The organism is Bacillus sp. LR--39, from assembly GCF_053613335.1.
Genome location: NZ_JBSIOT010001006.1, coordinates 1 through 658, shown reverse-complemented (window position 1 = coordinate 658; position 658 = coordinate 1). Strand labels below are relative to the sequence as shown.

General features: G+C 45.4%; 1 protein-coding gene. It reads right to left on the bottom strand.

Going from position 1 to position 658, the window contains the following annotated elements; genetic code table 11:
- Window positions 1–428 precede the first annotated feature (428 nt).
- Window positions 429–658 (bottom strand): HAD hydrolase family protein (locus ACWHAR_RS28075; protein WP_452088568.1); only part of this gene is annotated, 230 nt, incomplete at its 5' end.

Genomic DNA, 658 nt, shown 5'->3' with positions numbered 1-658 from the left:
TTACCCTGAACGCTTCGGCTATTACAGGTTAAATAAAACAGCTGTCTGCGATAGACAGCTGTTTTTTGTGTTTATGCCCCTTAATGACAGTCCCAATTAAAAAATCCCGCGCTGATTGTTCGAATTGCCCGCGGAATCGGGCCATTTTTTCGGGTAGTTGGAACGGCTGTTTCATTCTTATCACTCTCCTTTTAAGCGGGTGATCCTATTATTTCAAATTCAATCAATAGTTAAATAGGAATAGTAACAAAAACAACCATCGCCAACAAAGAATCAAAAGTCATAATCATCGAGGTGAAACCATATTAAAAAAGGGCGCCGACAATGTCGGCGGCCCGCGGACCAATAACATCCGCTGCTTAACCGCACTCCTTCAATCGTTACGCTGCCGTGTACCGGCATCACGCCGATTTGAAAGGATGTACGAATTAAACCGGTTTGACTTGCTGTTCAATCAGCTGATGCAGGATGTGAGCAACGCCATTTTCATCATTAGTGAGCGTCACCTCATCAGCCATCTCTTTAATGTCTCCGCGCGCATTGCCCATGGCAAAGCTTTTCCCCGCGATCTTCAGCATCGAAAAATCATTGAGGCTGTCTCCAACGGCAGCTGTTTCCTGAAGGGAAATGCCGAGCTTGTGTGAAAGCTTCTCCAATG